This window comes from Streptomyces sp. R28 (assembly GCF_041052385.1).
Lineage (GTDB): Bacteria > Actinomycetota > Actinomycetes > Streptomycetales > Streptomycetaceae > Streptomyces.
This window is the reverse complement of record NZ_CP163439.1, coordinates 9,021,976-9,045,858: the sequence shown is the minus strand read 5'-3', so window position 1 is coordinate 9,045,858 and position 23,883 is coordinate 9,021,976. Positions and strand designations below refer to the sequence as shown.

The following is a 23,883-nucleotide window of genomic DNA, read 5'->3' as shown; positions in this document are numbered from 1 at the left end:
CGCGATGAAACTCCACCTCCCCGTCGTCTCCGTCTACACGGTGCCCACCGACGCCCCCGAGGCGGACGGCACCCTGGCCTGGAACTCCACGACCGTGGTGATCGCCGAGGTGACGGCGGGCGACGCCACCGGCACCGGCTGGACGTACGGCCCGGCGGCGGTCGGCGACTTCCTGCGCGACCACCTCGCCCCCCTCGTCGAGGGGCGAAGCGCCCTGGACATCCCGGCCGCGCACGAGGCGATGTCCCGCGCGGTCCGCAACGCGGGCCGTCCGGGCGTCGCCGCTTGCGCGATCTCGGCGCTGGACATCGCCCTGTGGGACCTCAAGGCCCGCCTGCTCGAACTGCCCCTGGGCCGGCTGCTGGGCATCTGCCGGGAACACGTCCCGGTCTACGGCAGCGGAGGCTTCACCACGTACCACGACACCCACCTGGCCGCGCAGTTGAACGGCTGGGTGCACGGTCAGCACATCCCACGCGTGAAGATCAAGATCGGCGAGGACCGGGGCCGCGCGGTCCTGCGCGACATCTCCCGGGTCGAAGCGGCCCGCCAAGTGATCGGCCCCGAGGCCGAGTTGTATGTCGACGCCAACGGCGCCTACACCCGCAAGCAGGCGGTCCGCGTCGGGCAGGCCCTCGCCGAGCACGGCGTCGGCTGGTTCGAGGAGCCGGTGTCCTCGGACGACCTGACCGGCCTGCGCCTGATCCGCGACGCCTTGGCGTGCGACGTCACGGCCGGTGAATACGGCTACGACCTCCCGTACTTCGCCCGCATGATCGCCGCCGGCGCGGTCGACTGCCTCCAGATCGACGCGACCCGCTGCGGCGGCCTCACCGAGTTCCTGCGCGCAGCCGCTCTGGCCCAGGCCCACGGCCTGCAGGTCTCGGCCCACTGCGCACCGCACGCCCACGTCGCCGCGGCCGCCGCGATCCCCAACCTCCGCCACATCGAGTGGTTCCACGACCACGTCCGCGTGGAGGACATGTTCTTCGACGGCGCCCTGGACCCGACGGGCGGCACGGTGACCCCGACGCAGGGCATCGGCCACGGGTTGACGCTGAGGGCGGAGGAGGTGCAGGAGTACCGGGTCGCCTAAGTGTCGTTCCGTGATCGGGTGTTTGGATGCCTCGGTCGGTCGACGTTATGGCCCGAGGGTTGCGATCGATCTGACGGCTGACCATCTGCTGTCAGCGAATCCGCCTGGCCGGGCGATGATCCCGATGCTTGTGTGTCGGTATGGAGATCCTAGTTCTGGGCGGAACGGCATGGGTGGCTCGGGAGCTGTCGCGGCAGGCGATCGAACGCGGCCACCGGGTGACCTGCCTCGCGCGTGGCGAGAGCGGAGAAGTCGCGGACGGAGCGACACTGGTCGCCGCCGACCGGCGCGATCCGTCGGCGTTGGAGCCCCTGCTCGACCGGACATGGGACGCGGTCGTCGAGGTGTCATGGCAGCCGGGCTTCGTTCGTGGAGCGCTCGACGTGCTGGCCGGCAAGGCCGGGCACTGGGTATACGTCTCGTCCGGCAACGCCTACGCCTCCCACGCCACGCTGGGGGCCGACGAGTCCGCGGCCCTGCTCGCCCCGACTGACCGGAGCGAGGTCGACCGCGAGTTGTACGGCGAGGCGAAGGTCGCCTGCGAGCAGGCGTCGACGGCCGCTGTGGGCGACCGCCTCCTCATCGCGCGAGCCGGGCTCATCGGCGGCCCGGGCGATCACAGCGGGCGCTCCGGCTACTGGGTCGCCCGCGCCGCACGCGATCCGCGAGGGCCGATGCTGGTCCCCGACACACCGGCCATCCCCACCCAGGTGGTCGACGTACGGGACCTCACCTCCTGGCTGCTCGACTCCGCGGAGACGGGAACCACCGGCACATACAACGCCGTCGGCCCGGTCGTTCCCTTCGAGGAGTGGATCGAGCTGTCCCGCGCCGTCGGCGGGCACACCGGTCCGGTCGTCACCGCCGAATCGGCGTGGCTGCTCGCCAACGGCGTGACCCAGTACATGGGGAACGAATCGCTGGCGATGTGGCTGGTTGAGCCGGGCTGGGAAGGGTGGTCGGCCCGGGACGGGTCCTCGGCGCGCGCCGCGGGGCTTCGTCACCGGCCCCCGGCGGAGATTCTGGCCGACACGCTGCGCTGGGAACGCGAGCAAGGGCTGGACCGGGAAAGGCGCGCAGGCCTCAGTGCACAGCGCGAGCGCGAGTTGCTCGACGCCCTCGGCTGACGGCACCGGACCGGTCTCGCACACACGAGCGCCTGTACAGGCGCCGTCCGTTCCGACTTCCCGCTCTCGCGCGGCCACGGCGTCCGGGGCGGTGTCCCGGTGAAGCAGCCGGAACTCGTCCGGGGTGACCTCGGTGAGCGGCGCGTAGATCCCGGCGAAGGCGTTGTTGACCCAGGTGTAGATGTGCCCATGGGGGTCCCCCACGCCCTTAAAGCAGTGGGGGAGCGTCGGCGGCCTTCGCGTCGGCCATGTCCACGGTGACGACCAGGGCCTCACCGCCGGCCCGCTGCACCTCGTCCTCCGCCCCGGCGAAACCCTCGCGCCCCCGGGCCGGCAGGGCGACCTCCCACGGCCCGCGCACTCGCGTCACGCCCGGTGGTGCGGCTGCTCGGGGTCGATGTCGTGCGGATGCGGCGTCCGCGCATCCGGCATGTCCGGCGTCACCGCACCGGGCACTCCCGTCCCGGGCGGGCCGGCCGGCATCGGCGGGTACGGCAGACCGAGCCCACCCGGCGGGGCGGCCGGTGCCGAGCCGCCGACGGTGCGTCCGTGGGCGGCGGCCAACTCGGCCTCGTGCTCGCCCGTCGGCCGGGACGCCGACGGGCGTGCCACGCCTCGCAGCACATACGCCACCACACCGAGGATGACCGCGGTGATCAGCGCGGCGGCCCAGTCCGGCAGCGCGGTGGCCAGGCCGAGCCCCAGGGCGAGCGCGAGGGACGCGCCCGCGTACAGGGCGACGGCGCCGGAGCCGGCGTACAGCATGGCCCGGCGGCGCTGCCTGCGCGTCTGCTCACGCAGCTCGTCACGCACGGTCTCGCGCGCCACCTGTGCCAGCTCGTCGACCAGTTCCTTGTCCAGGTGCTCAAGATGATCCAAGCGGTTCATGGCCGCCGGGTACCCGTACACGCGTACGCATAACGCGCTCCGTCACACCCCGTACCGGCGTGTGAGCCCGGCGTCGGAGCGAGGGGGCGAGTGAGGGGATCGCGTGAGGGGATCGCGTGAAACGATCTCCCTGCCCGAGGGCCCCCAACTAGGCTCGTCCGTATGGACATCCTGGGAACCACGCTGCGCGTGTGCGTCGACGACCTGGAGAGGGCAGTCCCCTTCTACGAGCGCCTCGCGGGCGGCACAGCCCTCCGCTTCGAACGGGGCGGCGTGCAGGTGGCCGCGGTCGGGTGCTTCCTGCTGATGAGCGGCCCGGCGGCCGAGCTCGAGGTGCTGCGCAAGGTCGCGGCGACGATCGCCGTCAAGGACGTCGAGGAGGCCCACCAGGTGCTCAGCGACCTGGGCGCCCACATCATCGCGGGTCCGGTCACGACGCCGGGGGGCCGCAATCTGATCGCCATGCATCCGGACGGGGCGATCTACGAGTACGTGGACCGTCAGGGCTGATCGAATGCCGACACGATGATGTCGGTGAGCAGCGCCCCCGCCGTGCCTTCCGGGTCCAGATCGGGGTCGTAGACGGTGACGTTGAGCCCGACGCAGCGCACGGAGGCCGACAACGGCCGGAGCAGCGCGAGGAGTTCGTCGGGTGTGAGCCCCTGCGGATCAGGGCTGTCGACGGCGGGCATGACGGCAGGGTCGAGGACGTCGGCGTCCAAGTGCAGCCAGAAGCCGTCCAGTTGCGGGATCTCGAAGGCCCGCGTGGTGGCCGACGCCGGCGCCTGCGCGCCCCACTCCCGCAGATCCCCGACGGTCACCACGGGAATCTTCAGGTCGGCGAGCTCGGCCCGATCCTCCTCGAAGTAGTCGCGGATGCCGAAGTACCGCACGTCCTCGTCCCGCAGATACGGCCACAGCCCCTCCAGGTCCGTCAGGTCCTCCTGCCCGCGCCCGGTGGCCAGGGCGACCTCCTCGCCGCCGTGCAGGAGGCGAGGGCGGCCGCGTTGAAGACGCCGACGCCCTCCTGCCCGTCCCCCCGGTCATACCGCGGCGGCACCACCACCCCGCCCTCCAGCGCCCAGGTTGGAGGGGGCGTCGAGCACCACGATATTCCGCATGCGGCCCATCCTCTCCGACGTAGAGTCGGGCCTCGACGCCGATGCACAGGAGCGAGAGCGGAGCGGGAACATGACCGAGCAGCACACCTACCGGGTGATCGTCCGGGGCACCTGGGTCGGGCTCACCGGCGAGGCCCGGGCGCGGCTGCTCGCCGAGGCCGCCGAGCACGGTCTGAGCAGCATGCGGTTCACCGAGGAGGGCTCGCTCTCCTACGAGCCGTCACCGCTCAAGCACTTCTCGATGCGGTACGTGGTGGTCTCGGACGCGGCGGACGGCGAGGAGATGGCCGGCGCGATCGCTCAGGACCGCGCCGAGAGCACGCTCCGGGAGCTGGGCTACGGCTTCGGCGCCCTGAAGTCGACGGTCACCGACCTCGACACGATGAAGATCAACTTCAAGCCCGCATCTCGGCGGTGACGGCCCACCGCTGATGGTCGCGCCAGGCCCCGTCGATGAAGAGCATGCCCGGCGAGAAGCCCTCCAGGCGGAAGCCGCAGGCGCGGGCGAGGGCGATCGAGGCGGTGTTGGCGGGCTGGACGTTGATCTCCAGCCGGTGCAGCCGCATCGGCCCGAAGGCATGGCCCACCACCAGGTCCAGTCCCTCCCGCATCAGGCCCCGCCCGGCCGCGTGGGCGAAGGCGCCGTAACCGAGGGCGCCGCTCTGGAAGGCGCCCGCGACGATGTTGTTGATGTTGATGAACCCGGCGATCCCCCCGCCGTCGCCCTTCTCGCAGACCAGGAACCCCGCCTTGGCCGGATCCTCGATCAACCGCCCTGCGTAGGCGGTGTACGCCGCGGCACTGTCCGGCGGGAAGAGCCACGGCTGGTGCAGTTCCTTGCTCTCCCGGACACGCGCGGTGAACTCCCACCGTCCTCGTAGGTGAAGTGGCGTATGCCCACACGGGAGCCTTCGGCGAGGTAGCGGGACGCGGGGTGAGGCATTGCGCCAGCCTACGACGACCGCTATCGGCGCCGCCCCATGAAGTAGGCCCCGACCAGCGCACCGATGACCCCCATGGCGAGCAGCGCCAGCCACAGCGGCATCGTGACCAGGGGGATCAGCAGCCGGATCTCGGTGTCGCGGGTGTTCTCGAAGATGAAGATCAGGGCGAGGGCGAGGAGCACCAGCACGGTGATCCCCTTGGGGGTCAGCGACCCGCGCCAGCCGCTGTGCGTCCCGCCCGCCTTCCTGCCACTCTGCGACGTCGTCTTCGCAGTCATACGACAAGGATGCTCCCGAGGATGCGATCACGCACGGTGAGCGGCTCTCCCGGCCCGCTCAGCCGACCACCGGCAGCTGGAGCACCCCCGTGTCCTTGGGCGCGCTGACCACGGTCACCGGCTTGATCCCCCGGTTCCCGAAGTACGCGTCGTCACTCGCAGCGATCACGAACCGCAGCCGGTGCCCCTTCTCGAACCGGTGCACGATCCCCGGCAGGGTCACGGTGAAGCTCTCCGTGACGTCGGGCACCCGCACCGGCGCGACCAGCCGGTGCACCAGCGTCCGGCTGCCGTCGGGGGCGACGTCGTACAGCTTGGCGAACAGGACGAGCTTGTCGGCGGCGTCCTCGGAGTGCTGGGTCCGCTCGGCCTTCGGGGAGACGACCTTCAGCGTGGCCCGGGGCGCACCCACGACGTCGGTGGTGCGCCCGAGCGGCTCGCTGGTCCAGCCGAGGTAGGTGCCCGGGGTGTCGTACGGCGCCGGGTCCGGCAGCCCGAGGATCCCGTACAGCGAGCTCTCCGAATGGCTCGTGGAGACGAGCCAGTTGGTGTACGTACGGCTGCCGCGCGCCACCTTGCTGCGGTTGTCGACGAGTTTGCCGTCACCGGACAGGTAGAGGGTCCGGCTCGGGGCGGGGACGCGGTCGGCGGTGGCGTAGGTGCCGTCGGGGTCGGTGATCCAGTCGCGGTAGTAGGCGAAGGCCGGGCCCGTGTCGACGCTCTTCTTCCCCAGGTAGCGGTCGAACCAGGCGAGGATGCGGCGGCCGACGTAGCTGGTGTCCAAGTTCCCCTGGCCGAGGTTGAGTTCACCGGCGGCGGGGTCGGTGATGCCGCCGCTGTGACCCCAGGACTGCCAGATCATCTTCGTCGGTGTCCCCTGGCCCTTGAGCGTCTTGTACGTCGCCGTCGCCTCGTTCAGGTTGAAGAGGCTGTCGGCCTGGCCCTGCACGAGGAGGGTGGGTGCCTTGACGCGGTTCAGGTACGACACCGGCGAGACGCTGCGTGCGTAGGCGAGCAGCTCGGCGGTCTGCTTCGCCGGGTAGCGGCCGGAGTTGAGGTTGCGGACGGTGTCGCAGGCCTTGGTGACGAAGTGCAGACAGGCGAGGGAGTTGATGCGGGAGGGGTCCAGGCTCGGCTCCAGCAGGGGCTGGCCCTCGCCGATGAGGTAGAAGCCGTTGGCCCACTGCCATTTGAAGGCGCCGGGCACGCTGCCGCTGCCTATGGCGTTGTTCGGGTCGAGGGAGTACGCCAGGTCGTTCCAGGTGATCATCGGGACCAGGGCGTCGAGTCGCCGGTCGACTGCGGCCGTGGCCAGCTGGATGGCCCCGCCGTAGGAGCCGCCCACCATGCCGACGCGCGGGTCGCCGGGGGCGTCGAGGGTGACGAAGTCGGCCTTGGTGCCGTCGTCGGCGGCGCGTCTGCCGCCCAGGAAGTCGACCAGCCGCGAGGCGGCGACGCCGTCGATGGTGGGGTCGTCGAGCGAGATCAGGCAGCCGGACTTGCCGAAACCGAGCCCCGAGTAGACGAGGGAGACGTATCCGCGCTGGGCGAAGGCCTTGCCGATGGCGTCGGTCGAGCCGTCGGACTTGCTGCCGCCGAAGCCGTTGGTGGCGAGGACGGCGGGCGCGCGGTGGGCGCGGTCCACGTCCGCGGGCCGGTACAGGTCGGCGTCGACCGTGCAGGTACGGCCGCCTGCCTGGACGGTGAACTTCAGGGCGGTGACGGTGACCTGGCCGGTCGCGGCGGCGGCCGGAGCGGTGAGCGCGAGGGGTGCGGTGAGTGTGGCGCCGAGGACGAGAGCGAGCGCGGCAGGCCCTGGGGATCTGGGCACACGACGGGACACGGAGACCTCCACATTGAGGCGCGCTGGGAACAGCCCTGCTTACCGACCAGTAAGTACTGGCCGGTTGTCATGGTGTGACACGTGTCAGACGGGGTCAATCGGCGCGACGGAGGTTTCTTGACGGAGATTCAGTGAACAGTGCTCAGCGCAGGGCGGGTTCGTCGAGGATCAACGTCCCCGCGTCGGCGTCGAGTTCGGCGCCGACCCCGAAGGGGACCGTCAGCGCACCTTCACAGTGCCCGAACCCGAACTCCTCCACAACGGGCACACCGAGGCCACCCAACCGGTCCATGAGCAGCGCACGCACCCGCTCGTACGGCTCGCACTCCTGCCACGACCCGAGCAGCACGCCCCGCACTCCGTCGAACAGGCCGACGCGAAGGAGTTGGGTGAGATAGCGGTCGAGCCGGTACGTCTCCTCGCCCACGTCCTCCAGGCACAGCAGTCCGCCGCGCGCGGACCTCCTGGCGTGCGGGGTGCCCGCCTCGGCGGCGAGCAGGCAGAGGCAGCCGCCGAGCGTGACGCCCCGCGCCCGGCCGGGGACCAGCGCGGACCCGGTGGAGGTGATCGTGCGCACCGACTCCGGCTCGAACAGCGTGGCCTTCAGGTGCTCCTGCGCCCGCGCGTTCTTGATGAAGTCGATGCCCGCCGCCATCGGCCCGTAGAGCGTGACCAGACCCAGCCGCGAGGCGAACGCCTCGTGCAGCACGGTGATGTCGCTGAAGCCGACGAAGACCTTCGGTCCGGCCGCCCGCATCGCCTCCCAGTCGAGGAGGTCGATCATCCGCTGCACTCCGTAGCCGCCCCGGGCACACAGCACCGCGTCCACGGACGGATCGCACCAGGCGGTCTGCAGATCGGCGGCCCGGTCGGCGTCCGTGCCCGCCAGATAGCCGAACGCGTCGTGCCGGTCGAGCACATGGGGCGCCACCACCGGGTCGAGATCCCAGCCCCGCAGCACGTCGAGTCCGGCCTGCAGCCGTTCCTCGGGCACGGGCCCGCTGGGGGCGACGACGGCCACGCGGGCGCCGGGGGCGAGCCGGGACGGCCGTACCAGTGGCCGTACGGACTGATTCACTCGGTGAGCTCCAGTGTCGGGACCCCGGGCGGGTTCAGCCCGAAGACCTGGGCGTACAGGGAGAGTTCGGACTCCAGGACGCGGATCATCGTCTCCGCCCGCCGGAAGCCGTGCCCCTCCCCCTCGAAGGCGAGGTAGGCGTGCGGCACCCCGCGGCCCTCCATGCGGGCCAGGAACCGCTCGCACTGGGTGGGCGGGCAGATGACGTCGTCCAGGCCCTGCAGCAGCAGGAACGGCACGGTGAGACGGTCGGTGTGCGCGGCGGGGGACCGTTCCGCGTACCGTGCCGGCACCTCGGCCGGCGGTCCGACCAGGGACTCCAGGTACCGCGACTCGAAGTCGTGGGTCTCCCCGGCGCCCCAGTCGGCCAGGTCGAGAATGGGGTAGAGGATCGTGCCGCAGGCGTAGACGTCGGTCGTGGTGAGCGACGCCGCCGTGGTCCAGCCGCCCGCGCTGCCGCCCCGGATGGCGAGCCGGTCGCGGTCGGCGGTGCCCTCGTCGGCGAGGGCGAGCGCGACGGCCGCGCAGTCCTCGACGTCGACCACGCCCCACTGCTCGCGCAACCGGTTGCGGTACGCCCGGCCGTACCCGGTGGAACCGCCGTAGTTGACCTCGGCGACCCCGATGCCGCGCGAGGTGAAGTAGGCGATGGCCAGGTCCAGGACGAGGGGCGCCCGCCCGGTCGGGCCGCCGTGCGCCCAGACGACGAACGGCGGCGGTGTGTCGGCGGGGGCCACGCACCCGGGGTTGTGGGGCGGGTAGATGTGCGCGTGGATGTCGTGTCCGGCGGGGCCGGTGAAGGTGCGGATCTGCGGTTCGGGGTAGTAGGCGGGGTCGACGGCGTCGTCGTGCTCGGCGCCGATGACCCTGGCCCGGCCCATCCAGGTGTCGAGTTCGACCACCTCGTGCGCGCTGCGAGGGCTGGCGCCGACGGCGACCACCAGCTCGCCGTGCACCGCGAGCGTGGGTTCGAACTCCGTCCAGGGGCCCGCCGCATCGACGATCTCACCGGTCTCCGGATCCAGCACGCCGAGGGCGGTCGACCCGCGACCGTGCACCACGGCGACGAGCCCGTCCGTCAGCGGCGCGAACCAGCGCAGGCCCGGCTTCCACAGCGGCCCGCCGAACTCCTCCTCGCGCGGGCACAGGGGTTCACCGTCCCGGTAGAGGTTCCACCAGCCGCTGCGATCGCTCGCGTACAACAGCCGCCCGTCGGCCGCCCAGTCGACCTGCGCGATCGACTCCTGCGGGCCCCCGGCGACGGTCCGCGGGCCGCCGAGCGTGCCGTCGGCGCCGATGTCCGCGACCAGCAGCTCCGTACCGTCCCACGGCATCCGCGGATGGTCCCAGGCGAGCCATGCCGCGCGCTGCCCGTCGGGCGAGATCCGCGCTCCGGTGACGAACCGGTGCCGGTCGTCGGTGAGTTCGCGTACGGCGGCCCGGTCCTCGGCCGCCGAGCCGTCCAGCGGGACGGCGGCCAGGACACGCCGCACATCGGCGGGCCCCTCGCCGGTGAACTCCTCCAGCACGCACCACACTTCACCGGACCCGAGCCGCAACTGCGGCTCCACCCAGCGCAGTCCACCGCCCACCCGGGACACGGGAGTGATCGGGGTCGGCTCGCCGTCCTCCTCGTACCGGTAGAGCCGCCGGTCGGCGAAGTCGACGAAGACGACGAGCGGGCGGCCGTCGACCACCGCGCCGGCCCACGGGTGTCCGCCGTACTCGACGACCCGGCTGCGCACGTTCCACGGAGCGGGCAGCACCGACTCCTCCCGGCCGTCGGCCCGCCGCCGCACGAGGGCGCGCCGCCCACCCTCCGTGGGCCGCGGCTCGATCCACCACGGCTCGTCGCCGACGAAGCCCACATATTCGGGGTGCCCGTCGTGCGTGGCGGCGAGGGCCGCGTCGATGGGCGAGGGCCAGGACCCGTACGCCAGCGTCCGCACTGTCTCCCTCAACTCCCCTAGGCCGTCCGCAGAAACCGGTCGAGTACACGGACACCGAAGTGCAGTGCCTCGACCGGCACGCGCTCGTCGACGCCGTGGAACATGGCCCCGTAGTCGTAGCCCTCCGGCAGCTTCAGCGGGGAGAAGCCGTAGCCGGTGATGCCGAGCCGTGAGAACTGCTTGGCGTCCGTGCCGCCGGGCATGCAGTACGGCACCACGTGCCCCTCGGGCGCGAACTCCTCGACGGCGGCACGCATACGGGCGTACGTCGGCGAGTCCACCGGCGACTGGAGGGCCACCTCGCGGTGGTGGAACTCCCACTCCACGTCGGGGCCGGTGAGCTCGTCGAGGGTGGCACGGAACTCGTCCTCGACGCCGGGGAGATACCGGCCGTCGACGTAGGCCACGGCCTCCCCCGGGATCACGTTGACCTTGTACCCCGCCTCCAGCATCGTGGGGTTGGCACTGTTGCGGACGGTCGCCTCGACGAGCCCGGCCGCCGGGCCGAGCTTCTCCAGCAGGCCGTCCACGTCGTCCAGGTCGGCCTCCAGGCCGTACAGCGCGGCGAGTTCGGTGAGGGCGGCGCGGACCGTCGGGGTCAGTCGCAGCGGCCACTCGTGGGCGCCGATGCGGGTGACGGCCGCGGCCAGGCGGGTCACCGCGTTCTCCCGGTTGGGTCTGGAGCCGTGCGCCGCCCTCCCGCGGGCCGTGAGCTTGACCCAGCCGGTGCCCCGCTCACCCGCCGCGATGGGGTAGATCTGCCGCCCGCTGCCGTCGTGGACGGTGAACGCGCCGGCCTCGCTGATGCCCTCGGTGCAGCCCTCGAAGAGCCCCGCATGCCGGTCGGCGAGGAATCCGGAGCCGTCCTCGGCGCTCGCCTCCTCATCGGCGGTGAACGCGATCACGACGTCCCTCCGGGGCCGTACACCCTCCCGGACCCAGGCCCGGACGACGGCCAGGATCATCGCGTCCATGTTCTTCATGTCGACCGCGCCCCGCCCCCACACCACCCCGTCGCGGATCTCCCCGGAGAAGGGGTGCACGGTCCACTCGGCGGCCTGCGCGGGCACCACGTCGAGATGGCCGTGCACGAGCAGGGCGCCGGCCGACGGGTCGGTGCCCTCGATGCGGGCGACGACGTTCGTCCGGCCTTTGGTGCGCTCCAACAGGGTGGGCTCCAGGCCCGCCTCGGCGAGCCGCGCGGCGGCGTACTCGGCGGCGGGGCGCTCCTGGCAGTCGCCGCCGCCCCGGTTGGTCGTGTCGACGCGGATGAGGTCGGAGGTGAACGTCACGACCTCGTCCAGTGCCTGCTGGTCAGCCATACTGCTCCTCCACCGCGGCCGAGGCGATCGTGGTCACTGCCTTGAAGGTACGGATTCCCTCGTACATGCGCTCGCTGGTGTACGCCACCTTTCGCTCGCCGATACGTTCGACACCCGGGACGACGGTGGCGGCCATCGCGAGATGCTCGGCGTCGAACTCGACGGCGACGGTGAACGGTCCCTCGCTCACCGGCTCCTGACGGACCGCCAGCGCGCCCGCCTCCGTGGCGGCGGCCCGGATGTCGGCGGCGGTCCTGGCCGGCGTACGGCACACGGCCGCGTACCGCGAGACGTGGTCCTTGACGGCGACCTTCAGCGCCTCGGGCGCGTAGCCGAGCGCGTCCTCGCAGGCCACGTCGTCGCCGGTGACGAGCACGACGGGCACGCCGTACTCGGCGACGACGTGCGCGTTCAGCAGCCCCTCGCTCGCCCGGACGTCGTTCAGCCACACCCCGGTGATGGAGTTGGCGAGGTAGGTGTGCGCGAGGACGCCCTCCATGCCGGCGCCCGCGTGGTAGCCGACGAAGGCGATGCCGTCCACGTCGCCGTGCTGCACCCCCTCGACCATGGACAGCGTCTTGTGCCGGCCGGTGAGCATCTCCGCGCGCTCGTCGAGCCGTTCCAGCAGCAGATTGCGCATGGTCCAGTGGGCCTCGTTGATGACGACCTCGTCGGCACCGCCCTGGAAGAATCCCAGCACCGCGGCATTGACGTCCGAGGTGAACATCCCCCGGCACCGCTCCCACTGCGGCGTTCCGGGCAGCACGTCGGCCGGCCAGGTCACGCCGGTGGCGCCCTCCATGTCGGCGCTGATGAGAATTTTCACGCGGGCCCGTCCCCTCGCTGATCAGAGGCCTGTCGTCCGGCTGGTGACAGCAGTGTGCGACAGCACGCGGTGGTGACGGGGATCTTCATGCTCGTTCACGTTACGCGTCGGCCGGGGAACTGCCTATGAGCCGGAGCGGGGGGTAAGCCTGCTCTCCCGCCGTACGTGCACACCGACCACCGTCAGCCCGGCCGGCGCGATGACGACCGTGAGGCCGGCGAAGCCCATGGCGGAGTCGACCCTGCAGACCGCGAGGCCGGTCGCTTCGCGCGAGGCACGCCCGTTCCTAGTCGATGCCGCGCGGGCTCGATGGTCACGCAGCGTCCTGCACCCTGACCACGTCCCCCACCCGCACCGTCCCTGCCTCCAGCACCTTCAGGTACACGCCGAGGCACGAGAGCCGCCCCAGATCGAACACCGGTATGCGGTGGTCGCGGGCAACCGCGCGCATGATGCCGGGATCCGGCGGCAGTTCGTCATGGCCGAGGGTGGGGACCACGCAGCGGGGTGTGGGCACCACGACCCGGAATAGCGCCTCGCCCACACGCAGGCACGATCCCGGCCAGGCGTCTTCCGGGAAGCCCGGTCCCTCGTCGGTGTCCACGACCAGGTTGGGCCGGAAGCGGCGCGCGTCGAAGTCCCCGCTGGGATACACGGTTCGCATCCGGGCCAGGGCCGCCGTGGTGACGAGATGGACCTGCCCGAAGTCGAAGAAGGTGCCGGCGGCGACGCTGCCCGTCGTGATGCTCTCCCCGGTGGCATCGACGGAGGCCGACTCCCGCACCGCCTCCGGGACACCGCCTTCGTACTCCGGCACAGCGCGCTCGAGCGTGCCGTGCTCCGGCACGTCGGCCGATACGGCCACCTGGCGGCCCAGCAACTCGGACAGCCGCACGTCCAGAGCAGGATCGGCCACCGGAAGGGCCGTACCGTCCGGCAGCACGACCCGGACCACGCCGGAACCGTCCAGGCGGCTCCGGCAGCGCAGCAACGCCCCCCACTTCCGCGGATGCTTGGCGCTGGCCACGGCGCGCGTCTCGTCGAGCACGGCGTACGTCCGGTCGCCGGAAATTCCGCGTTCCGTGACCGTCACGGCGGTCACGGCCTCCCCCAGCATCGACTTCACCGGATACCGGTACAACGCCGTCACAGTCTCCATAGATCAATTATGGCTGCGTACCCGGCGGTGGCGGCGGGCGGCCGCCACGAGCCTCGTCCGCGCAGCCCGACCAGCGGCGTCCTCACTCCCCGTCGGCGCCCGGCCCGAAGGTGCTCTCGATCCAGTGGGCATCGGTCAGATACCGGCGGTCGTGGCCGTCGGCGACGTGCCTCGCGAAGGCGGGATTACCTGCTGTCGCCTCGGCGTACATCCACTCCACCAGCGCCCGCAGGCGCGCCGCCGCGACGGCCGGGAACGCGGCCCGCTCCTCGTCCGACAAGCCGTACGCGTCGGCGAAGAGCGTCAGCCGACGGCGGGCCTCGGGGACCGGCAGCGTGAGCGCGACCTCGTCCGGCGCGTACAGGGGCACGAAGCGGTACGCGGTGTAGACCGCGTCCCACAGGCGGGGGCCGGGGTGAGCGGTGTCGAAGTCGAAGAAGGCGACCGGAAGTTGATCCCGGAACACCGTGTTGTACGTGGCCGCGTCGCCGTGGCAGATCACTTCCGCCGGCTCGCGTGGCGGGAACAGCCACACGTCACCCGGCTGTCGCACGAAGCTCACCGAGGCATCGTGCAGACCGCGCAGCAGACGCGCCGCAGCGACCAACGACGCGTCGCTGCGCACCTGCGGTGCGCCGAAATCGTGCCCCACATCGCCGGGCAGGAACTCGACGATCTCCTCTTCGCCGTCCTCGCTCAGCCCGCAGGGTCGCGGCGCCCCGGTGAACCCGACCTCGGCCAGATGGGCCAGGAACCGCTGCACGGTGGCGCTCCACGGACCCGCGGGACGTCTGACGCGATCCCCTTCCCGGACGACCTGGTTCACTCCGCCGGACAACAGTTCGCGATCTTCCACCGGGGCACCATACCTAGGGCCGCCAGGGCCACGCAGCCAACTCGAGGTGGCGAAAAGGAAGTTGCCCACCCGCCGCCGCTCATGGACGATCTCGGACCGTGACAACGAACGACAGCCAAGAACACTCCGCCACCGGTCAGGACCGACCGTCGGGCCGCCCGCTCGCCCTGATCACCGGGGTGGGGCGCACCGTCGGCATCGGCGCGGGCATCGCCCGCCGGCTGTCCGCCTCCGGCTGGGACATCGCCTTCACCTACTGGACTCCCTACGACGAGCGCATGACCTGGGGCCCCGAGCCCGGCGCGACCGGTGCGATCACCGACGCCCTCACGGAACACGGCGCCGCCACCACGGCCATCGAGGCGGACCTTGCCGACCCGGACACCCCGGCCCGTGTCTTCGACGAGGTCGAACGCAGCCTGGGCAGCGTCACCGCCCTGGTGATGTGCCACTGCGAGTCGGTCGCCTCCGGCCTGCTCGACACCACCGTCGAAAGTTTCGACCGGCACTTCACGGTCAATGCGCGCGCCACCTGGCTGCTGATCCGCGAGTACGGCCGGCGGTTCGCCGCCGCCCCGGGCAGCGGGCGGATCATCAGCCTCACCAGCGACCACACCGTGGGCAACCTCCCCTACGGCGCGAGCAAGGGCGCCCTGGACCGCATCACCCTGGCCGCCGCACATGAATTCGCCGACCTCGGCGTCACCGCCAACGTGATCAACCCGGGGCCGGTGGACACCGGCTGGATGACCGACGAAGGGCGCGCGTTCGTGCTCCGCCAGACGCCGCTCGACCGCCTCGGAACCCCGCAGGACACCGCCCACCTCGTCGACTTCCTCTGCTCGCCACAGGGCCAGTGGATCAACGGTCAACTCCTGATGAGCAACGGCGGATTCGCCTAGCCCCCGCGATGCGGCCCCGCGTGCTGATCGCGCCCGCCGTCTTGCCCCCCCCCGCACGACATACGCACAGCAGAGGCATCAATGACCTGAATATCCCGTAACTCCCTGTTGTATGGATTCACGTACGACAGGGAGTGAAGGAACATGGCCGACGACATCAAGGATGCGGGCCCACCGCCGTCCGCCGGCTTGAAGTCCGACGCGATCGGGTTCGTCGACGCGCTCGTCATCGGGCTCAACTCCACCTCCCCGGCGTACTCGGTCGCGGCGGTCATCGGCCCGGTCGTGGCACTGGTGGGGATCCACGCCCCCGGCGTGATGCTCGCGTCGTTCGTGCCCATGCTGCTGATCGCCTCGGCCTTCTACTACCTCAACAAGGCCGACCAGGACTGCGGCACCACCTTCTCCTGGGTCACCCGGGCCATGGGACCGTGGGCCGGGTGGCTCGGCGGCTGGGCCATCACGATGACCGGGGTGCTGGTCGTCGGGTCGCTGGCGGACGTCGCCGTGACCTTCGCCCTGATCGCCTTCGGCCTCGACAGCTGGGCCGACAACGACGCCGTACGCCGACTGCTCACGGTGCTGCTCATCCTGGTGATGACGGCCATCTGCGTCATCGGCACAGAGGTGTCGGCCAAGGTGCAGAACGTCCTGATCACCGCCCAGGTGGTCTGCCTGCTCGCGTTCGCCGTGGTGGCGCTGTACCGGGTCTACGCCGGCACCGGCACGCTCGACTCCGTCGAACCGTCGCTCGGCTGGCTGAACCCCTTCGGAGCCGGCGGAGCGTCCCTGACCGGGGCCCTGCTGCTGGGCGTGTTCATCTACTGGGGCTGGGAGTCTGCCGTCAATCTCACCGAGGAGACCGAGGACTCCGCCACCGCTCCCGGCAAGGCGGCCGTGTGGTCGACGGTGATTCTGCTGGTGACCTACGTGGCGGTGGGTTTCGCGGTGGTCGCCTACGCCGGCACGGCCTATCTGGCCGAGAACGCGGCCGAGGAGGAGTTCGTCTTCGCCCTGCTCGCCGAAGAGGCGATGGGCGGCTGGGACTGGGTGGTCCTGCTCGCGGTCTCGACGTCCGCGCTGGCGTCGACACAGACGACGATCATCCCGGCGTCCCGCACAGCGCTGTCCATGGCACGCCGTCATGCGCTGCCCGCGCATTTCGCCCGGATCCATCCGCGCTTGCGCACACCCGACGTGAGCACGTGGTGGGTCGCCGCCATCGCCATCGCCTGGTACCTCGTCGTCAACGAGATCAGCGCCAACGCGCTGTTCGACTCGCTCACCGCGCTCTCGCTGCTGATCGCGTTCTACTACGCGCTCACCGGTGTCGCCTGCGCCGTCTACTACCGCCGCCGACTGACCACAAGCGTCCACCACTTCGTCCTCATCGGCCTCGGCCCGCTCGTCGGCGCCGGGCTGCTGACATGGCTGCTGGTGGAGTCGGTCATCGACATGTCGGATCCCGCCAACTCCTACAGCGGCGACTCATGGTTCGGGCTCGGTCCCCCGCTCGTCATCGGCATCGGCATCACCGCCACTGGTGTGGTCCTCATGCTCGTGTGGCGGCTGATGTCTCCCACGTTCTGGTCGGAACGCCCCGGCGTGGTCGACCCCGCGCTCGTCGACGGCGAGACGTCCGAAAGGGGCGGGGAGCCAGGGAGCGGACCCTCCGTGCGCTGAGCGCTCACGGACGGTCCGGCCCACGGACCCCGTATTGGTCGTGCGCACCCTGGACCCCGCGCTCGCCCTGCTGCTGCCCGGCCTCACCGGCCTGGTCGCCCGGACCGGCAGCCCGTTGTCCCATCCGATCAATGAATACGGCGAGTCCGCCCTCCGGCACGCGCACGGGCGCGCCGGAGGGCCACCGCGGTCAGGCCGTCCGGCCCGCCACCACCCACTTCGACGGCAGCTCGATCCGCGTTCCGTCGGGCGTGTACTCGGTGGTGACCAGCGGCAGTTCGCCGCTCGCGAGGACGGTGAGCCCGGCTGCGCGCAGGTACTCGGGCACCGCGTCGTCGGCGACCTCGCCCGGGGCGATGCCGTGCCGGAAGATCGGCGCGAGCTTGGGCGGTGGGCCCGCTGGGCTCTGGGCGAGGCCCATGAGGACGGGCTTGGCGGACTCGGAGAGTTCGACGAGCAAGGCGCGGCCCCGCTCGCCGACCAGCGTGGCGATGCCGTTCACCATGGGCTGCCGGTCGTCGGGCTCGGCCTGGTGCAGCACGCCCCGCATGTAGATGTTGACGTCGCCGAGTTCGGCGTGCAGTGTCTCGGCCTCGGTCTTCTCCACGGCGTCGAACAGCCGGTACGTCGCCTGCCCGGCGGGGTCCGCCTGCCGGGCGTGGTCGAGGGCCGCTGCGGACAGGTCCGCGCCGAGGACGTGCCGGAAGCGGTCGGCGAGGAAACGGGTCTGGGTGCCGTTGCCGCAGCCGAGGTCCACCATCGGCAGGCCGGGGTCGGCCAGGTGCGCTTCGAAAAGGGCCAGGTGACGGCCGGCGGTCAGGGCCGGCTCCGCGTCCCAGAACACCGCCCCCTGTTCGTCGGGGGCTTCACTCCAGAAGCTCTCCCAGGCCTCCCGGTATCGACTGCTCACGCTCATGCCCAACTCCCCAGGGTGCGACGCCGACCCGCCGTCAAGTGACGGGCGAGTACGGTCTATCGCGGCCTGGTCACGGCTACAAGCGCGGGGCGCATTCCTTCACTCCGCATTCGAGACCGGTACGCCGTCGTACGCCCCTCGGGGCACAAGTGATCAGCGTCGCGGGAGCGTGAGTTCGAACCAGACGGTCTTTCCGGCGCTCGTACGGCTCGTGCCCCACTCGCGCGCGAGCGTGCTCACCACCCGCAGCCCACGCCCGGACTCGTCGCCCGGACCGGCGTTGAGCAGCGTCGGCAGATCGTGATCGTCGTCGTCCACCTCGCACAGCAGCGTGTCACCGCGGACGAGGCGCAGTTCGACGGGACGGCTGCGGGAGTGCCGTACGGCGTTGGTGACGAGCTCGCTGACCAGCACTTCGGCGGTGTGGACGAGGCGGGACAGGCCCCACTCGTGCAGCTGCTCAGCAACGACGGCGCGGGCCCGGCCGACCTGTCTCGGGTCGAGGTCGATCCGCCACTCGGCGACGTCGTCCGGCTCGATGCCGTTGAGGCGGGCCATCAGCAGGGCGACGTCGTCCTTGCGGCCGCCGCGTGTGTTGAGGGCGCGGATGATCGTGTCGCAGGCGTCGTCCATGGACGCGGCCGGGTGGGCGGCGGACTCGCACAGGGTCGCGAGGCCGACACCGATGTCCTCGCCGCGCACCTCGACCAGCCCGTCGGTACACATCACGACCCGGTCGCCGGGCTCCACACGCACGCGTACCGCCTCGAAGGGCACCCCGCCGACGCCGATCGGCGCACCCGTGGGCAGGTCGAGCAGCTCGCTGCGCCCGTCGACGGCACGGACCAGGACGGGCGGGATGTGACCGGCGTTGGCGATGTGCAGCTCGCTGCGGATCGGGTCGTAGACGGCGTACAGGCAGGTCGCGAGGTAGGTGTCGCCGAGGCGCTGGGCGAGGTCGTCGAGGTTGCGCAGCAGCTGGGCGGGCGGCAGGTCGAGGGCGGCCATGGTCTGGACGGCCGTCCGCAACTGTCCCATCATCGCGGCCGAGTTGAGGCCGTGGCCCATGACGTCCCCGACGACCAGGGCGGTGCGGGCGCCGGGCAGCTTGACGGAGTCGAACCAGTCGCCGCCGACCCGTCCGAGCAGCGTGCCGGGCAGATAGCGGGTGGCGATGTCGCAGCCCGCCATGCGCGGCGGGATGTGCGGCAGCATGCTGTCCTGGAGGGTCTCGGCGACGCTCTCCTGGTACGTGTACATACGCGCGTTGTCGAGCACGAGTCCCGCGCGGGCGGCGAGTTCGGCGCCGGTGACCCGGTCCATGTCGTTGAACTCGACGCGCTCCGGGTGCCGCAGCAGGATCATGAAGCCGAGGACGACATTGCGTGCCTTCAGGGGCACCACCAGCATCGAACGGCCGGTGATGAGCGGCCGGATGTCGCGCTTCTCGAACTGCGAGGCGATGGCGTGCCCCATCTGCTCGCTGATGCGCGGCACGAGGACCGGCTCACCGCTGGTCATGCACTGGAAGAACGGCGTGTGCGCGGGGAACGGCATGGCCTCGCCGACCGGCACGACGTCGTCCCAGCGGCCGGGTTCGTCGGTGTGCTCGAGGGCGACCCGGTGCCACATGGTGGTGGTGTCCGGCACGCCCTCGGCGAATCCCTCGCCGGCGACGACCTGTTCACGCAGATAGGTGCCGGCGACGTCGGTGAAGCGCGGCACGACGGCCTTGCTGACCTCGATGATGGTCCGGGCCAGGTCGAGGGAGGTGCCGATGCGGCCGCTGACCTCGTTGAGGAACTCCAGGCGTTCGCGTACGGCGGCGTACTCGAGGTCCTCGACGTCGTCGGCGTGTTCCTGCGGTAACGGCAGGCCTTCAGCGGCGGCCCGGGCGGCCCGCTCCCGGCGGGCCTTGCGCTCCACGCGCCGGGGCACGCCCCAGTCGGGGGTGACGGGCACCCGGTCGTTCTGGCTGAACTCCAGCACCGGATAGCCGAGTTCGAGGACCTGCCCGACGATGCGGGCGCCCTCCTCGACGCTCATGCTGGGCAGGATCTCGGGGAGGCGGCGGGCGAGTTCCTCGGCGCCGGGGAAGTCGGTGTGCAGGGCGAAGCCGGGTGCGACGCGCTCGAAGCCGGTGTTCTCGTCGGGCTCGCTGTCCTGCTGGAGTGCGCCCACATCGGCGCCGAGCACCAGCAGCCGCTCGGGCCCGGGCCCCACCAACGGGTAGGCCCACCACAGGACGTCGACGCGGTCACTCGTCCACCCTGCGGACGGGGGGACCTCCACATCGCTTCGCTCGGGCACGGTGAGGCGGGCGCGGCCCGCGGCAGGGTAGAACAGCCGCCCGCCGAGGGACGATTCGAGGTCGTGGCCGAAACCGTCGTACGCCGCGTAGGCCCCGTACGGCGTGAGGTCGTCCTCTTCGGGCAGCGCTCCGGAGACGGGCAGCAGATCGACGGCCGGGCGTCCGATCGCCTCCTCCTTGGCGGCGCCGAACAGGCGGCGTGCGCCGGTGCTCCAGTGGGAGACGAGGCCCTCGCGGTCCACCACGACCACGGCCAGTGGGATACGGCCGGCCGCGGCGTGTTCTGTCACCGCGCCGTCCCTCTCGGTGCCACGGTCCATGGCCCAGGCCCTCTCTCCCCACGGCTCCGCAAGATCTGTGCCGCCCAGTCCACCGTACGGCTCCCGTGGATGGTGATGTGCGGCAATAGGGGAATTGATGTGACGGGATCACAGCTGCACGCGACCGGGGCGAGGGACCCGCCCGCGCCGCGTCCGCGCAGGACAGCACGGGCGCCGGTGGTCGGCTCAGTCGTCGTGGCCGAGCTGAAGGTCGCGTTCCGTTCGGCCGCCGCCGGTGACTTGGAGCACGCTGGCGACCGGCGGGTAACCCGCGGCGATGACGGTGTACTCGCCGGAGGACAGGTCGACGAACCGGAAGGTTCCGTCGGGGCCGGTGGTGAGCGTGTCCCTGACGTTGCCGGCCGGGTCGAGCAGCGTCACGCGCGCGTCCTCGACGGGCCGCCCACCGCCGGCCCGCACGGTGCCGCGCAGTGTGGCGCCGCCGGCGAGTTCGATGTCCTGGCGGGTCTCACGAGCCACCTGGACGGTGACGGGAACGGCGGTCGGACGGAAGGCGGACGAACTCGCCGCGAGGGTGTACTGGCCGGCCACCAACTCGGTGATGACATAGCCGCCGTCAAGGCCGCTGCGGGTCGTGGCGACGACGTCGCCGCGCACGTCGGTGAGCGTGACGGTGGCGTCCACGGGCGTCCCGTCCGGGGTGCGCACGGTCCCGGCGAGACGTCCGGCGCCGCCGAGGACGATGTCCACCTCGACGGGGTGCTCGCCGACGGTCACGGAGACGGCCTGCGGCTGGTGGCCGCCCGCCGCGGCGATCAGCACGTACGCCCCCGGGCCCGGCGTCGTCAGCCCGTACCGCCCGTCCTCGCCGCTCGCGCCGCGCCCGACCTGCTGCCCGGCGACATCGATGAGCGTGAGCGCCGCGCGCGGTACGCCCGTGCCGTCCGGGTGCTGAACCGTGCCGCAGACAGGGACCCCGGCGGCGTACGGCGAACGTGCCGACGGGACCTGGCCGTTCACCGCCGCCGCCGCATCCGTCTCCGGGGCCGGGGCCGGGGCGTCGTGGGAGACCAAGGGCTTCTCCTTGAGGAAGAAGGCGATGAGCAGGCCGAGCACGAGCACCGGTACGAGGTAGAGGAAGATCCTCGGCATGGCGTCGGCGTAGGCCCGGATGTAACCGTCGCGCAGTGCCTCAGGCATGGCGTGGACGAGCTGCGGGGTGAGGGACTCGGGGTCGGGCAGCTCGCCGTCCGCGCGCGTGGGCAGGTGTTCGGCGAGGGCGTCCGCGAGCCGGCCGGCGAAGAGGGTGCCGAAGATCGCCGCGCCGACGCTGCCGCCGATCTGCCGGAAGTAGTTGTTGGCGCTGGTGGCGGTGCCGAGGTCGGCGGGACGCACGGAGTTCTGCACGGCGAGGATCAGGACCGGCATCACCATGCCGATACCGGCGCCGAGGACGGCCATCCAGATGCTGTAGTGCAGCCGGGGCGTGTCGACTTCGAGGCGGGACAGCAGCCACATCCCGACGGCCGAGAGCGCGCTGCCGAGCACGGGGTAGATCTTGTAGTGGCCGGTGCGGCTGATGAGTTGACCGGCGACGATCGAGGTGCCGACGATGCCGGCCATCATCGGCAGCATCAGCAGGCCCGACTCGGTGGCCGTGGCCCCGTCGACCATCTGCAGGAACGTCGGCAGATAGCTGGCCGCGCCGAACAGCGCGACGCCGATCACGAGGCCGACCAGCCCGGTGACGTTGAAGACGGAGTCCCTGAACAGCCGCAGCGGGATGAGCGGTTCGACGGCGAAGTGCTCGACGACGAGGAACAGAACGGTGGAGAGGACCGCTCCCGCGCCGAGGCCGAGGACGACGCGGGAGTCCCAGGCGTACTCGGTACCGCCCCAACTGGTCAGCAGGACCAGGCAGGTGGATGCGGCGGCGAGCAGGAGGGAGCCGAGGATGTCCAGCCGGGCCCTTGTGCGCGGCTTCGGCAGCTTCAGGACGACGGCTACGACGGCCAGGGTGACGAGGCCGAAGGGGACGTTGATGTAGAAGCACCAGCGCCAGGAGAGGTGGTCCGTGAAGTAGCCGCCCAGCAGGGGTCCGGCGACCGAGGCGAGGCCGAACGCGGCGCCGATCAGGCCCATGAAGCGGCCGCGCTCCCGGGGCGGCACGATGTCCGCGATGATCGCCTGGACGCCGATCATGAGCCCGCCCGCGCCGACACCCTGGATCGCGCGGTAGGCGATCAGCTGGTCCATGGTCTGCGCTCGGCCCGCGAGCGCGGACCCGACGACGAAGACGACGATCGCGAACTGGAAGACGCCCTTGCGGCCGAGGAGGTCGCCGAGCTTGCCGTAGACGGGCAGGCCGACGGTGGCGGTGAGCAGGTAGGCGGTGATCGCCCAGGACATCTTGTCCAGGCCGTGCAGCTCACCGACGATCTTCGGCAGCGCGGTGGCGACGATCATCTGCTCCAGCGCGGCCAGCAGCAGCGCGAGCATCAGCGCGAAGAAGACCAACCGCACCCGGCGCGGACTGAGTTCGGCCGCCCGGGGCTGCGTGGGAGTGGGGACGTCCGGGGGCGCCGCGGCCTGTTCGTCCTGTACCAGAGTGATCGCGCCCATGTACCGCTCCCCTCGTCGCGCTGCTACACAAATCCCGCGTAAGGCGACAACTGTGAACAAGCGCGACGAGTTACGGCACCGGGCCCGGCGACGGAAAGGTCCACTCGATCCGGTGAGGGAGCCAACGCCCGCCGGGGATCAGCGCATTGGCGCACGCAAGATCTGCGAGGCGGGCGTCCGGGGTTACTTCTCGACCTCGGTGGCGAGCTTGGTGAGCACCGCGTCGTAGATCCGGCCGAGGCCCTTGGGCGCGAAGGTCTTCTCGAAGAAGCCGCCGATGCCGCCGGCGCCCTGCCAGGTGGTGGTGACGACGACCCGGGACTTGCCCTCGCCGGCCGGGGTGACCCGCCAGGTGGTGACCATGGAGGAGTTGCGGTCCTTCTCGACGAGTTCCCCCTCGGTGGGCTCGCTGACCTCCAGGAGGCAGTCGCGCACTCGCTTGCTGGTGGCCTGGAGCTTCCAGTGGACGAGGGTGCCCTCGCCGTCGCCGCCCTCGCGCACCTCGTACTCGCTGAAGTGCTCGGGGAGCAGCTTCGCGCGCGTGCCGCTGTAGTCGGCGAGGGCGTCGAACACCTTCTCCGCGTCCGCCGCGACGACCCGCTCAGTAGTGGCCTCGACCTGCGCCATTGACTTCCTCCAGGACCAGAATTCTCGGGGGTTGGGGCAAGCCAACCACCCCGC

At 71.3% G+C, this 23,883-nt stretch carries 20 protein-coding genes and 2 pseudogenes; 6 read left to right on the top strand and 16 right to left on the bottom strand.

What is annotated here, in order from left to right; all coding sequences use genetic code 11:
* The first annotated feature begins 4 nt into the window (after window positions 1–4).
* Together AB5J49_RS39715 and AB5J49_RS39710 are read left to right on the top strand one after the other, a co-directional pair.
* Complete coding sequence (locus AB5J49_RS39715; RefSeq protein WP_369173734.1) at window positions 5–1,096, top strand: enolase C-terminal domain-like protein; 1,092 nt, start codon at window positions 5–7, stop codon at window positions 1,094–1,096.
* 140 nt (window positions 1,097–1,236) lie between these two features.
* On the top strand, window positions 1,237–2,223 hold the full coding sequence (locus AB5J49_RS39710) for an NAD-dependent epimerase/dehydratase family protein (protein WP_369173733.1): 987 nt from the start codon (window positions 1,237–1,239) through the stop codon (window positions 2,221–2,223).
* Window positions 2,224–2,431: 208 nt separating this feature from the next.
* Here AB5J49_RS39710 and AB5J49_RS39705 read toward each other — a convergent pair whose 3' ends face one another.
* Window positions 2,432–2,593 (bottom strand): hypothetical protein, encoded by a 162-nt coding sequence (locus tag AB5J49_RS39705; protein ID WP_369173732.1) that lies wholly within the window; start codon window positions 2,591–2,593, stop codon window positions 2,432–2,434.
* Window positions 2,590–3,111, bottom strand: a complete 522-nt coding sequence (locus tag AB5J49_RS39700) for a phage holin family protein (protein WP_369173731.1) — start codon at window positions 3,109–3,111, stop codon at window positions 2,590–2,592. Before AB5J49_RS39700 ends, AB5J49_RS39705 begins: the two co-directional genes overlap by 4 nt.
* Window positions 3,112–3,273: 162 nt before the next feature.
* Between AB5J49_RS39700 and AB5J49_RS39695 the strand changes: the two genes are divergently transcribed.
* Window positions 3,274–3,621: a VOC family protein gene (locus AB5J49_RS39695; RefSeq protein ID WP_369173730.1), complete on the top strand. Its 348-nt coding sequence runs from the start codon at window positions 3,274–3,276 to the stop codon at window positions 3,619–3,621.
* On the opposite strand, the pseudogene AB5J49_RS39690 reads toward AB5J49_RS39695, so the two are convergent.
* Window positions 3,612–4,232: pseudogene (locus AB5J49_RS39690) on the bottom strand (arginase family protein). The gene AB5J49_RS39695 and the pseudogene AB5J49_RS39690 sit on opposite strands and share 10 nt — an antisense overlap.
* A gap of 70 nt (window positions 4,233–4,302) precedes the next feature.
* On the opposite strand from AB5J49_RS39690, the gene AB5J49_RS39685 reads away from it, so the two are divergent.
* On the top strand, window positions 4,303–4,650 hold the full coding sequence (locus tag AB5J49_RS39685; protein WP_369175409.1) for a DUF6204 family protein: 348 nt from the start codon (window positions 4,303–4,305) through the stop codon (window positions 4,648–4,650).
* Here AB5J49_RS39685 and AB5J49_RS39680 read toward each other — a convergent pair.
* The 9 genes and pseudogenes from AB5J49_RS39680 to AB5J49_RS39640 form a co-directional block, all read right to left on the bottom strand.
* A pseudogene (locus tag AB5J49_RS39680) lies at window positions 4,628–5,175 on the bottom strand (GNAT family N-acetyltransferase). The gene AB5J49_RS39685 and the pseudogene AB5J49_RS39680 overlap by 23 nt on opposite strands.
* A 21-nt stretch (window positions 5,176–5,196) precedes the next feature.
* Window positions 5,197–5,454, bottom strand: coding sequence for a DUF1049 domain-containing protein (locus tag AB5J49_RS39675; protein ID WP_369173729.1), 258 nt, complete (start codon window positions 5,452–5,454; stop codon window positions 5,197–5,199).
* Window positions 5,455–5,512: 58 nt separating this feature from the next.
* A complete protein-coding gene (locus AB5J49_RS39670) occupies window positions 5,513–7,297 on the bottom strand; it encodes a CocE/NonD family hydrolase (protein ID WP_369173728.1) in 1,785 nt (594 codons plus the stop codon).
* A gap of 142 nt (window positions 7,298–7,439) precedes the next feature.
* Window positions 7,440–8,375 (bottom strand): LD-carboxypeptidase, encoded by a 936-nt coding sequence (locus tag AB5J49_RS39665; RefSeq protein ID WP_369173727.1) that lies wholly within the window; start codon window positions 8,373–8,375, stop codon window positions 7,440–7,442.
* Window positions 8,372–10,336, bottom strand: coding sequence for an LpqB family beta-propeller domain-containing protein (locus tag AB5J49_RS39660; protein WP_369173726.1), 1,965 nt, complete (start codon window positions 10,334–10,336; stop codon window positions 8,372–8,374). Before AB5J49_RS39660 ends, AB5J49_RS39665 begins: the two co-directional genes overlap by 4 nt.
* A 5-nt stretch (window positions 10,337–10,341) precedes the next feature.
* Entirely contained in the window at window positions 10,342–11,646 is a 1,305-nt protein-coding gene (locus tag AB5J49_RS39655; protein WP_369173725.1) for a M20/M25/M40 family metallo-hydrolase, read from the bottom strand.
* Complete coding sequence (locus AB5J49_RS39650; RefSeq protein ID WP_369173724.1) at window positions 11,639–12,472, bottom strand: M55 family metallopeptidase; 834 nt, start codon at window positions 12,470–12,472, stop codon at window positions 11,639–11,641. The genes AB5J49_RS39655 and AB5J49_RS39650 overlap by 8 nt, the downstream gene beginning before the upstream one ends.
* A gap of 313 nt (window positions 12,473–12,785) precedes the next feature.
* Complete coding sequence (locus AB5J49_RS39645) at window positions 12,786–13,631, bottom strand: MOSC domain-containing protein (protein ID WP_369173723.1); 846 nt, start codon at window positions 13,629–13,631, stop codon at window positions 12,786–12,788.
* An 82-nt stretch (window positions 13,632–13,713) separates the two neighbouring features.
* Window positions 13,714–14,487 (bottom strand): aminoglycoside phosphotransferase family protein, encoded by a 774-nt coding sequence (locus AB5J49_RS39640; RefSeq protein WP_369173722.1) that lies wholly within the window; start codon window positions 14,485–14,487, stop codon window positions 13,714–13,716.
* 98 nt (window positions 14,488–14,585) lie between these two features.
* Here AB5J49_RS39640 and AB5J49_RS39635 point away from each other — a divergent pair, with 98 nt between their 5' ends.
* Window positions 14,586–15,389, top strand: coding sequence for an SDR family oxidoreductase (locus tag AB5J49_RS39635; protein WP_369173721.1), 804 nt, complete (start codon window positions 14,586–14,588; stop codon window positions 15,387–15,389).
* A 144-nt stretch (window positions 15,390–15,533) separates the two neighbouring features.
* Window positions 15,534–17,072, top strand: a complete 1,539-nt coding sequence (locus AB5J49_RS39630; protein WP_369173720.1) for an APC family permease — start codon at window positions 15,534–15,536, stop codon at window positions 17,070–17,072.
* 190 nt (window positions 17,073–17,262) lie between these two features.
* On the opposite strand, the gene AB5J49_RS39625 is transcribed toward AB5J49_RS39630, so the two are convergent.
* The 4 genes from AB5J49_RS39625 to AB5J49_RS39610 form a co-directional block, all read right to left on the bottom strand.
* A complete protein-coding gene (locus AB5J49_RS39625) occupies window positions 17,263–17,988 on the bottom strand; it encodes a class I SAM-dependent methyltransferase (protein WP_369173719.1) in 726 nt (241 codons plus the stop codon).
* Window positions 17,989–18,141: 153 nt separating this feature from the next.
* A complete protein-coding gene (locus tag AB5J49_RS39620) occupies window positions 18,142–20,619 on the bottom strand; it encodes a SpoIIE family protein phosphatase (RefSeq protein WP_369173718.1) in 2,478 nt (825 codons plus the stop codon).
* Between the two features lie 186 nt (window positions 20,620–20,805).
* Window positions 20,806–23,202, bottom strand: a complete 2,397-nt coding sequence (locus tag AB5J49_RS39615; RefSeq protein WP_369173717.1) for an MFS transporter — start codon at window positions 23,200–23,202, stop codon at window positions 20,806–20,808.
* A gap of 183 nt (window positions 23,203–23,385) precedes the next feature.
* Window positions 23,386–23,829 carry an SRPBCC family protein gene (locus AB5J49_RS39610; protein ID WP_369173716.1) on the bottom strand — a complete coding sequence of 148 codons (444 nt, stop codon included), beginning with the start codon at window positions 23,827–23,829 and terminating at the stop codon, window positions 23,386–23,388.
* Window positions 23,830–23,883: the final 54 nt, after the last annotated feature.

Coding starts and splice junctions, on each gene's coding strand:
- AB5J49_RS39715 (WP_369173734.1), top strand. CDS start 5: ATGAAACTCCACCTCCCCGTCGTCTCCGTCTACACGGTGCCCACCGAC.
- AB5J49_RS39710 (WP_369173733.1), top strand. CDS start 1,237: ATGGAGATCCTAGTTCTGGGCGGAACGGCATGGGTGGCTCGGGAGCTG.
- AB5J49_RS39700 (WP_369173731.1), bottom strand. CDS start 3,111: ATGAACCGCTTGGATCATCTTGAGCACCTGGACAAGGAACTGGTCGAC.
- AB5J49_RS39695 (WP_369173730.1), top strand. CDS start 3,274: ATGGACATCCTGGGAACCACGCTGCGCGTGTGCGTCGACGACCTGGAG.
- AB5J49_RS39685 (WP_369175409.1), top strand. CDS start 4,303: ATGACCGAGCAGCACACCTACCGGGTGATCGTCCGGGGCACCTGGGTC.
- AB5J49_RS39675 (WP_369173729.1), bottom strand. CDS start 5,454: ATGACTGCGAAGACGACGTCGCAGAGTGGCAGGAAGGCGGGCGGGACG.
- AB5J49_RS39655 (WP_369173725.1), bottom strand. CDS start 11,646: ATGGCTGACCAGCAGGCACTGGACGAGGTCGTGACGTTCACCTCCGAC.
- AB5J49_RS39645 (WP_369173723.1), bottom strand. CDS start 13,631: ATGGAGACTGTGACGGCGTTGTACCGGTATCCGGTGAAGTCGATGCTG.
- AB5J49_RS39630 (WP_369173720.1), top strand. CDS start 15,534: ATGGCCGACGACATCAAGGATGCGGGCCCACCGCCGTCCGCCGGCTTG.
- AB5J49_RS39625 (WP_369173719.1), bottom strand. CDS start 17,988: ATGAGCGTGAGCAGTCGATACCGGGAGGCCTGGGAGAGCTTCTGGAGT.
- AB5J49_RS39620 (WP_369173718.1), bottom strand. CDS start 20,619: ATGGACCGTGGCACCGAGAGGGACGGCGCGGTGACAGAACACGCCGCG.
- AB5J49_RS39615 (WP_369173717.1), bottom strand. CDS start 23,202: ATGGGCGCGATCACTCTGGTACAGGACGAACAGGCCGCGGCGCCCCCG.
- AB5J49_RS39610 (WP_369173716.1), bottom strand. CDS start 23,829: ATGGCGCAGGTCGAGGCCACTACTGAGCGGGTCGTCGCGGCGGACGCG.